The organism is Pontibacter qinzhouensis, assembly GCF_008017455.1.
In the GTDB taxonomy this organism is placed as follows: domain Bacteria; phylum Bacteroidota; class Bacteroidia; order Cytophagales; family Hymenobacteraceae; genus Pontibacter; species Pontibacter qinzhouensis.
In genome coordinates, this window is sequence record NZ_VRTY01000080.1 from 20391 (window position 1) to 29591 (window position 9201).

General features: G+C 47.9%; 8 protein-coding genes and 1 pseudogene. All 9 read right to left on the reverse strand.

The genetic code is table 11. The features are described 5' to 3' along the window. Nucleotides 1-100: 100 nt before the first annotated feature. Nucleotides 101-826, reverse strand: coding sequence for an N-formylglutamate amidohydrolase (locus FVR03_RS17900; RefSeq protein WP_147923142.1), 726 nt, complete (start codon nucleotides 824-826; stop codon nucleotides 101-103). Next, nucleotides 801-2069, reverse strand: a complete 1269-nt coding sequence (locus FVR03_RS17905; RefSeq protein ID WP_147923143.1) for a carboxylate-amine ligase — start codon at nucleotides 2067-2069, stop codon at nucleotides 801-803. The genes FVR03_RS17900 and FVR03_RS17905 overlap by 26 nt, the downstream gene beginning before the upstream one ends. Beyond that, nucleotides 2062-3534: a RimK family ATP-grasp domain-containing protein gene (locus FVR03_RS17910; RefSeq protein WP_147923144.1), complete on the reverse strand. Its 1473-nt coding sequence runs from the start codon at nucleotides 3532-3534 to the stop codon at nucleotides 2062-2064. Before FVR03_RS17910 ends, FVR03_RS17905 begins: the two co-directional genes overlap by 8 nt. 3 nt (nucleotides 3535-3537) lie before the next feature. Further along, on the reverse strand, nucleotides 3538-4263 hold the full coding sequence (locus tag FVR03_RS17915) for a C39 family peptidase (RefSeq protein ID WP_147923145.1): 726 nt from the start codon (nucleotides 4261-4263) through the stop codon (nucleotides 3538-3540). A 348-nt stretch (nucleotides 4264-4611) separates the two neighbouring features. Next, a complete protein-coding gene (argH, locus tag FVR03_RS17920) occupies nucleotides 4612-5943 on the reverse strand; it encodes an argininosuccinate lyase (protein ID WP_147923146.1) in 1332 nt (443 codons plus the stop codon). 154 nt (nucleotides 5944-6097) lie between these two features. Then, nucleotides 6098-7171 (reverse strand): M20 family metallo-hydrolase, encoded by a 1074-nt coding sequence (locus FVR03_RS17925; protein WP_147923147.1) that lies wholly within the window; start codon nucleotides 7169-7171, stop codon nucleotides 6098-6100. A 2-nt stretch (nucleotides 7172-7173) separates the two neighbouring features. Continuing rightward, nucleotides 7174-7989: a pyrroline-5-carboxylate reductase gene (gene proC, locus FVR03_RS17930; RefSeq protein ID WP_147923148.1), complete on the reverse strand. Its 816-nt coding sequence runs from the start codon at nucleotides 7987-7989 to the stop codon at nucleotides 7174-7176. Between the two features lie 221 nt (nucleotides 7990-8210). Beyond that, a complete protein-coding gene (gene argB, locus FVR03_RS17935; protein ID WP_147923149.1) occupies nucleotides 8211-9005 on the reverse strand; it encodes an acetylglutamate kinase in 795 nt (264 codons plus the stop codon). Nucleotides 9006-9062: 57 nt separating this feature from the next. Next, a pseudogene (locus FVR03_RS17940) lies at nucleotides 9063-9201 on the reverse strand (acetylornithine carbamoyltransferase); the annotation flags it as partial.

Here is a 9201-nt window from a genome sequence, read left to right on the forward strand (position 1 = left end):
TTACACGGTGACGCTGCACCATAAACTGATTAAGATATATAGCAATACTTATTTAAGGCTAAATTTGTTCTGTTTACCGCTTTAATCTCTATAAGAGCAGTTAATAAAAGTCGCGGTCGGCGTTCGACAGAATAGGTGCTATGGCTTTGGCTAAACTGTTCTTTAACTGCACCTTTAGCTTCTGAAACTGGTCTTCATTTCCTCTACAGAATTTATTGTTCACTTCCAGCTCAATTCCTGCATATTGATCGTTTGTAAACCGGCGGCGCAGGTACGTAGGAAAGCCATCGGCAATGCCCAAATAGGGATAATTGTAGCGTACTGTCCATTCAGGATTATCCTGTAACAGGGCTGCTTTCCAGTTTTTACATATTTCCTGCTCCATCGGCCTCTGCGGATTGTACAGCAAACCTATATCGGTTAACCTGACTTTGCCTTTCAAAACTGGCGTAAAGGTATGCACCGATATATGAATCACTTTTCGACCAGCCGAAACCAGGTCCTGCACCATCTGCTCTACCTGATCCCGGTACGGATAATAAATGGTTTTGAGCAGTTGGTTCTTCTCATCATCAGGCAGTTTCTGGGTAATGGCTGAGAATAGCTTTGGGTGGTGCCTCGACCGGTTCAGCTCCACGAGCAGCCGGCTGTCTTCTGAGTGGAAGCTTACATCAGCTATCTCTTGTAAGGTTCTGAACACATCCAAGGCCCCGATATCATAGCCTTCATGCGAGGAGAGTATTGCCTCGTGTTCCTTAAAATAATTTTTGAACGCTGGCGGTATGTTGTTTCCTCCGTGTTCACAGGTAAGTAAAATTTTTGGCATAGGCGTCAGGTATAAATAAATATCCGTTTTGCAGGCAGGCTGCCAGGTATTGGTACAGCTGCAGTATGGCTCCTTCCTTCGGTGCACCACCTAAGGTATTCTGTATGCGTTTTGCTAAGTTTCCATGGGTTAAAATTTGTTTTAAAATTTCTATAGAACTAGTATCAAGATCGGTTGCCTCTAGCAGCAGCTGGCTCCAGAGTTCTTTCACTGTACAGGCAGTTTCTGAGGACCAACCGAAGCAACTTAAGTAATCCGAATTTTCTATAACTGTTTCCTGACCCGTTTTAATAACCTGCAAAAGCAAGTCGGCCAGCCACGTAGTTGGTATTTGATTGAGAGATTGAATGCTGCACCATTTCTCTGCTGCCAAAGCTTTTACCACACTAATTACGGCTTGTGCAATGGCAATATCAGCCTGAGGGCACTCCTGAATATCAATCAGGCGAATTTCGATAGCGTTGCGGCTGAAGCGGGCTATGGCACCTCTGGAGTTTAAGAACTCGTCCTGCAGCACGCCTTGTGGGTCGTAAGGCGCTACGTCGGCATAAATAGGTTGCAGTATATCTGCTTCATATTGTTCTCTCGAGGTAACTGGCTCCGGAATTACTTTGCCAGCAATAGAAGGAATTTTCTGCTGGTTGTGCCGGTATACTTCAATTCGGGTATCTTCTAAGCCTGTAAGTTTACCATCTAATATTGGGGAAGAAGCACTAAGAGCCGGTATTATGGGCAACACCAACCTGATGGCCGCATGTAGTCTCGCAAATTCTTCGTCGTTGGCAAAAGGCAGGTTTATATGCGTGCTCTGCAGGTTAGACCAGCCATGCCCACGGCAGTCGAATAGGTTGTTATAAGCTTCGTACACTGCGCTGTACTCGTGCTGCCAGAGCACAGTTTCTGTAAAGGGATCCATGAAAGGATGCGCACCGGTTGGCAACAACATGGCATCGTACTTGCCCAGCATACCGTTTATCTTCTGCACGTGCTCCTGAAACTGCCCGGCCAGGTCATGTAAGGTATTAGCTGGTTCCTGTGTTTTCAGCTCCACCACATGCTGTACCAGCTCATTCGACCACGCAATTTTACCAAACTCCACATCCGAGACATAGGCTCCCACTTCGTCGTATATCAGTTTATCTGCAATCGGCAGCACCTGCAGACTTTCTTTGTTCACGATCATGTATTCCAGCTCAATGCCAAAGCCTTCGAACAAGTGCAACACCTTCTTTTCACTACTCATCTGCCCGGAAATTTTTATGGTTGTCGATTCGCTTCTTAATTGATTTCAGGATAGACAGATACAGGTCCTTCTTCAGAATCTGGTCTTCGTAGCCTGAGTCTATGCTCGGGTTATCGTTTACTTCAATCACATAAGCTTTTCCGTCAATCTCTTTCAGGTCAACCCCATATAGGCCATCGCCAATCAGGTTGGCGGCTTTGAGGGCGGTGTGCATCACTATGAAAGGCACCTCCTCAAACGGTACTGTCTCTACGGCTCCTTCAGTGTCCTGGCGTTTTTTACCTTTCCAGTTATAAATTTGCCAGTGGCCTTTAGCCATATAATATTTGCAGGCATAGAGCGGCTGCTTGTCGAGTATGCCAATGCGCCAGTCATAATCGGTTGGTATATATTCCTGCCCGATAATCAGTTCAGACTCCGTTAGCATCATGTCGAGTTCCTGGTCAAGCCCTTCGTTATCTTTTGCCTTTACCACACCCTGCGAGAAAGAGCTATCCGGGGTTTTCAGGACGCAGGGCAGCCCTAACTCCTGCACCACCTGGTTCCGGTTGTCTTTGTGTATGATCATGGTTTTAGGCGTAGGCACTTTTGCCTTTGCCAGAAGCTCTGCCAGATACACCTTGTTCGTGCAACGCAGTATAGATACAGGGTCATCTATCACGATAAGGCCATCGGCGTAAGCCTTGCGGGCAAATTTGTAGGTATGGTGGTTAACGGAGGTAGTTTCTCTAATAAAGAGCGCATCAAATTCTGCCAGCCGGCGGTAATCATCTTTTGTTATAAGCTCGGTGTAAAAACCCAGGCTATCAGCGGCATCCACAAAATGTTGAATCGCCTTTTTATCAGAGGGTGGTTCTTTTTCATCCGGATCAACCAGAATGGCCAGGTCGTAGACTTTCCGGTTCAGGCGCGCCCCTGAAAAGCGGTGCCTGGCAAAATACGATTTCCCAAACTCCTCCAGGTATTTCCAATGGTGGTCAGGCACCTCGTTAATGGGAATAGCCGATACGCTTTGTAGTACCCAGCCATCTTTTTTAACGAATTGTGCCCGAAGCAGCGGCGCCTGAAACAGGTCGTGTAGTTGCTTGCATAGCTTTTCATATTTGTTCGCCACATTCTGCCCAAAGTATATGCTCAGGGTAAAAGTTTGAGAGCGTAGTTGGCCAAAGCTCTTCTTTATCAGGTCCTCAATCTCTACAGTAATGGCTCTTACTATGGTCTGCGTCTTGAGGTCCTGCATAGTAGTTACGCTAGGGATCGGCTTATGCCCACGCGCCTCGGCCAGCAGCGACACATAATAACCCGCTGTCTGGTACCTGTAAGAGCGGCAGAGGTTAAAGATGCGTGCATTTTTTATTTCGGTATAAGCAGTATCGGTCAGGTATTTCTGTACATCCACCACCTCAACATCTTCAATCGTGACACCCCAGTCTTTGGGATAGTCCACCACAACAATCTTTCGCATTTTTTAGTCCTGAGGAGATTCTGGTAAAGCCGGCTGAATAGCCAGCAGGTTTGCATCGTAAGTAGCCATGCCGAGCATAATGGAGTTCAGTAGCCGCGACACGTTAACTTCGTAATAGTTATTTTTGAAGAAGGGGTTTTCTTTGTAAGGATCGGCCACCACAATGTGTTTCTGGTCTTCGGCAAAGCCGCAAAGCACCACAAAATGCCCCATCGGAAACCCCTGCACATCATCGTAAACAGAATCGCCGAGGTGGTCGGTAAATTCTCTGGCGCTCTGGTAAAGGTACGTGGCGCTAAGGCCGGTCAGCAGCGGCACCCCCTGCTCAAAATACTTGCGCAACAACGATTTGGTTAAGTCAGTGCACCGCAGTTCTCCCCCTAGTTCCAGAAACTCGATGTAAGCCAGTGTCGCTCTTTCAAATTTGCTGCTGTGCTTTTTAAGTTTCAGCTGCATTTCCAGTTTCTGGATTATCTCTTTGTTTTCGAGCTTAAACCAGGTCGGGTCAAACACATGCAGGTTGTAGGTATAGATACGGGCGCGGTACCCTCGTTTTAGTGCATGACTTGCCAATAAAACTTCCAGTGTGCCGCCTTCATCGAGGTACGGCACTTCCCTGATGACTTCGTTCAGCGGAATAGGATCGTTAAAATAGCGGTACACCGCATGCAGGCTGGTAGGGCCGCAGGTGGAGTCGTCGGGTTGCGTATGTATTTTAATCGGAATCACAGAGGTTCTTCAGTTAAAGTCAACTAAAACGATGTGCCCTTTATACGCTTATGGCAATAGAAGTTTTGCTAAATCAGGTACTTTTAAAAAGAATAAAGCTGGCCGGTTATAGAACCACGCCAGCTTTATTCTTTTTATTAAATTTTGAAGAGAAGCCTAACCTACATGTTAGATTTTAGGTGCTAGATTTTGGATGCTAGATTGCGTTAAGGTTCGAAAAAATCATTCCTTCCCAATCTCCAAATCAACCATTTAACAATCAACAACTAACAATCAATTTTTCTAATGAAAACAGCATTCAAAAGGTAAATTGCGATTTTAGGCTCAAGGGTGCTGAAGGGTGTTAAACTACCTCACCAGTTCTTCTAAAGCTTTTTCTGCTCTTTCGAAGTGGAACGAACTAACAGCTATTTCCATGAGCTGTTTTATCTGGGTGTTGCAGAGGTTGCCGATGCTGCCTTCGTGGGTGTGTGTTACCGATGCAGGCACGGTAAAGGTACCTTCTTCGATAGCGGTCCCTACATTTTTGTAGGCATCGCGGAAAGGAACGCCTTGTAGCACTTCGGCATTTACGGCATCAACACTAAAAGCATATTTGTACTTTTCCTCCTCCATAATCTTATCACGCACCTGCAGGTTCTGTGCCATAAAGGCCATCATCTGCAGGCAATTTTCTATTTCAGCAAAAGCCGGGAACAGGCATTCTTTCAGCAGCTGCAGCTCGCGATGATAACCCGATGGCAGGTTCACCAGCATCATGCTCACCTCCGTTGGCAGGGCCTGCAGCCGGTTGCACTTGCCGCGCATAATCTCGAATACATCGGGGTTCTTTTTGTGCGGCATAATGCTGGAGCCGGTGGTGAGGTTATCGGGCAGGGTTACAAAAGCGAAGTTCTGGCTCATGTAGAGGCACAGGTCCATGGCCATCCGGGCTATTGTTGCTGCCACCGATGCCAGGGCCACAGCTACCACACGCTCTGTTTTGCCACGCCCCATTTGGGCATACACCACATTGTAATTCAGCGATTCAAAACCGAGCAGGTCGGTGGTCATCTGGCGGTTGAGCGGGAACGAAGAACCATAACCGGCAGCAGAACCAAGCGGGTTTTTGTCTGTAATTTTGTAGGCCGCCTGCAGCAGGTGCATGTCATCCACCAGACTTTCGGCATAAGCGCCAAACCACAAACCAAACGAAGAAGGCATAGCTACCTGCAAGTGTGTATAGCCCGGGAGCAGTTTGTCTTTATGCTTCTCGCTTTGCGCTATAAGCACCTCAAATAAGCTCTGAACTTGTTGTACTGTTTGCTGTAACTGATGGCGGAAAAACAGCTTCAGGTCTACCAGCACCTGGTCGTTGCGGGAGCGGCCACTATGTATTTTCTTACCGGCATCTCCTACCCTGCGCGTCAGTTCCAGTTCTACCTGCGAGTGCACGTCTTCCACGCCTGGTTCTATGGAGAACTCACCTTTTTGAATGCTCTGGTAGATGCTTTTCAGCTCCCGTTGCAGTTCATCCAGTTCCGCCTTCTCCAGCAGCCCAATGCTCTCCAGCATGCGTGTGTGCGCCAGCGAACCGAGTACATCGAAAGCAGCCAGTTGCAAATCAAAATCCGGGTCTTTGCCAACGGTGAACTTTTCTATTTCAGATGCGACACTTGTGTTCTTCTGCCAGAGTTTCATTTTATAAGATGTTAGATGCTAGATTATATATTAAAAGTTGTAAGGGCAAAAGTAACAGAAATAGAGGTAAGTGTTAAAAGGAAGGTAAATTAGGTTCAAATCAATTTTAACTGGAAGTTTACGATATGCAAGTCTAGTATCTAACATCTAAAATCTAGCGTCTATAAACAACTTTCTCCAGCAGCTGCACATATAGCTTTACTCCTTCTTCTAGTTCCTGCAGGTAAATAAACTCATCGGCCATGTGCGAGCGGGCCGAATCGCCGGGGCCGAGTTTGAGCGAAGGGATGGAAAGCAGTGCCTGGTCGGAGGTGGTGGGTGAGCCATAGGTGTTACGACCCAGCTCAAGACCGGCCTGCACCAGCGGATGCTCCATCGGGATGGAAGATGGGCGCAGGCGCATCGAGCGGGGCGTTACAGTTGCCTTTACATTGCCTTCAATTGTCTCCAGCACCTCCTCCATGGTATGCGCGTCTGTCAGGCGAACATCTACCGTAAACTGGCACTGGTCCGGCACCACGTTATGCTGCGTACCTGCCTGCACCACCGTCACCGACATTTTAATAGGCCCCAGGTACGACGACTCTTTAGGAAAGCGGTACTCCTTAAACCACATGATATCCGGCAGCGCCTCATAAATGGCGTTTACACCTTCTTCACGGGCCGCATGCCCAGACTTTCCTTTGGCCACACAGTCGAGCACCAGCAACCCTTTTTCGGCTACGGCCAGGTGCATGAGGGTAGGTTCTCCTACAATGGCTGCTTCCAAAGGTCCCAGTTGCGGCACCACCAGCTCGATACCGTTTCTCCCGGAAATTTCTTCTTCGGCGGTGGCGGCCATTACCAGGTTATAGGCCATGCCTTCTTTGTTGTAAAAGTGCAGGAACGTGGACAGCAACGACACCAGGCAACCGCCTGCATCGTTACTGCCCAGGCCATACAATTTGCCATCTTCTACAGTAGGTGCAAATGGGTCGCGGGTGTAGCTGGTGTTGGGTTTAACTGTGTCGTGGTGCGAGTTTAGCAGTAGCGTAGGTAGCTCTGGGTTATAATGCTTGTTAAACGCCCACACGTTATTCAACTTCCGGTGCACCTGCTCCACCCCATGCCGCTCCAGGAAAAGCGCAATGGCATCTGCTGTTTTATCCTCTTCCCTACTGAATGACTGAATTGAGATAAGCTCCTTCAGTAGCGCCGTCGCCTGCTGGTATAGTCCCTGAACTGCCATGCCTACTCCTTGTGGTATAGCTGCTCGGCTTTCGCAGACGATAACTTAATTCCTTTTATCATGGCGGAGCTGAAGCCGTTGTGCTCCATTTCGTTTAGTCCGGCAATGGTACAGCCTTTCGGTGAGGTCACTTTGTCTATCTCGTTTTCGGGGTGGCTACCGTAGTGCAGCAGTAACGAAGCAGCGCCTTTAGCAGTCTGTGCAGCCATACGCAAAGCATCTTTGGCATGGAAACCGATTTCTGTTCCGCCCTGAGCAGCAGCCCGTATAGAGCGCAGGAAAAAGGCTATTCCACAAGCAACCAGTGCCGTAGCAGACGACATAAGTTCTTCCTCTATTTCAACGGTTTCTCCTACCGAATCAAAAATATCTTTTACAAGCTGGTTGTTTTCTGCTGAAGCATTGCCTGCCAAACAAGTCATGGATTCTCGGATGGCAATGGCAGTGTTGGGCATGGCGCGCATTACCTCTACCGGCTTACCTAAGCGTTGAATAATGTCGGCTACAGCCACACCAGTTACAATAGAAATAAACAGGTGGCGCTTTGGGTCTACACTTTCAGCAATCGTATCGAGCACACTGTCGAGCTGCTGTGGCAGTATGCTTAAAATTATGATGTCGGCTTCTACCACAGCCATCGCATTGTTGGCAGAGGCTTTAAAACCCTCTTTCGTCAGTTCCTCGAGCTGGCGCAGGTTACGGCGTGTCAGGGTAATATTTTCTGCGGTATATTTTCCGGATGCTACCATGCCTTTGGCAATGGCGATACCCATGTTTCCGCCACCTAAAATGGCAACTTTTTTATTTTCAGTACTCATGGTTTCTATTGATTTCAAAGTACAAACTACAGATTATTCTGCTATTCCAGACCTCCCGCTAATGGATTCTCCTGCTTTACAGGCTCCTTTCTTTTTCAATAAAGTATTGGTGATATAAAAGCCAGCAGGTCCTGGTTGAGGTAGAAAGTTAAATTATTCTAATGAAAAGGGCCTTCCAAAGACAAACCAGGCTAAAAGAGTCAAGGGTTACTTATAACTTACTACAGCTTTATCAGGGTGCCAGCATCTTCTCCTGCCACTATGGCTTTTATTTCAGCGGCATCGCCAATAACGACTGCCTGTACTCCAAGGTCCAGCGCGGCAAAAGCATTATCCAGCTTCGGAATCATGCCGAGTGTTACAATCCCTTTCTCCTTCAACTCCCGGTAATAAGCACTATCTATGGCCGGAATAACAGAATCATCGTCTTCTGCATCTTGTAAAACACCTTTCTTCTCGAAGCAGTAGATCAGCTTCACCTGGTAAAGGTGCGCCATGGCCGTAGCCAGTACAGAGGCAATAGTATCGGCGTTGGTGTTGAGCAGGCTGCCCTGGCCATCGTGCGTAAGCGGTGCGCAAACAGGTGTGATGCCGCTTTTCAGGAACGTGTCGAGAATAGGTGCGTTAACTGCTTCTGGTCCGGCCACATCGCCTACAAAACCGTAATCGATTTGCTTTACAGGGCGTTTGGTAGCCGGAATAATGTTGGCATCAGCGCCTGTAAGCCCGATGGCATTGCAGTTCATGCTCTGCAGCTGCGCCACCACGTTTTTATTAACAAGCCCGGCATACACCATGGTCACCAGCTTTAGGGTTTCAGCATCTGTAATTCGCCGGCCCTCTACCATGTTCGGCTCTATACCCAGTTTCTGACCTATGGTAGAAGCTATTTTACCGCCACCATGAATAAGCAGCTTCGGCTCGGGCAAGGTGGCAAAATCCTGCAGAAAACTCTCCAGTTTTAATGGTGAGTCGAGAATGTTGCCACCAATTTTTATGATATGTAAAGTTTGCACAAGAAATGGGGTTTACATGAAAGCCGGTAAGTTAACCTACCGGCTTTAAATAAATTACTATGCGTTTTCAAGCAGTTGCTTCAGAACAGCCTGTGCCGCGAATACACGGTTACCGGCCTCCTGCACCACAAGAGAGTTGGGGCCATCCAGAATTTCATCGCTTAACTCCAGGCCCCGGCGCACCGGCAGACAGTGC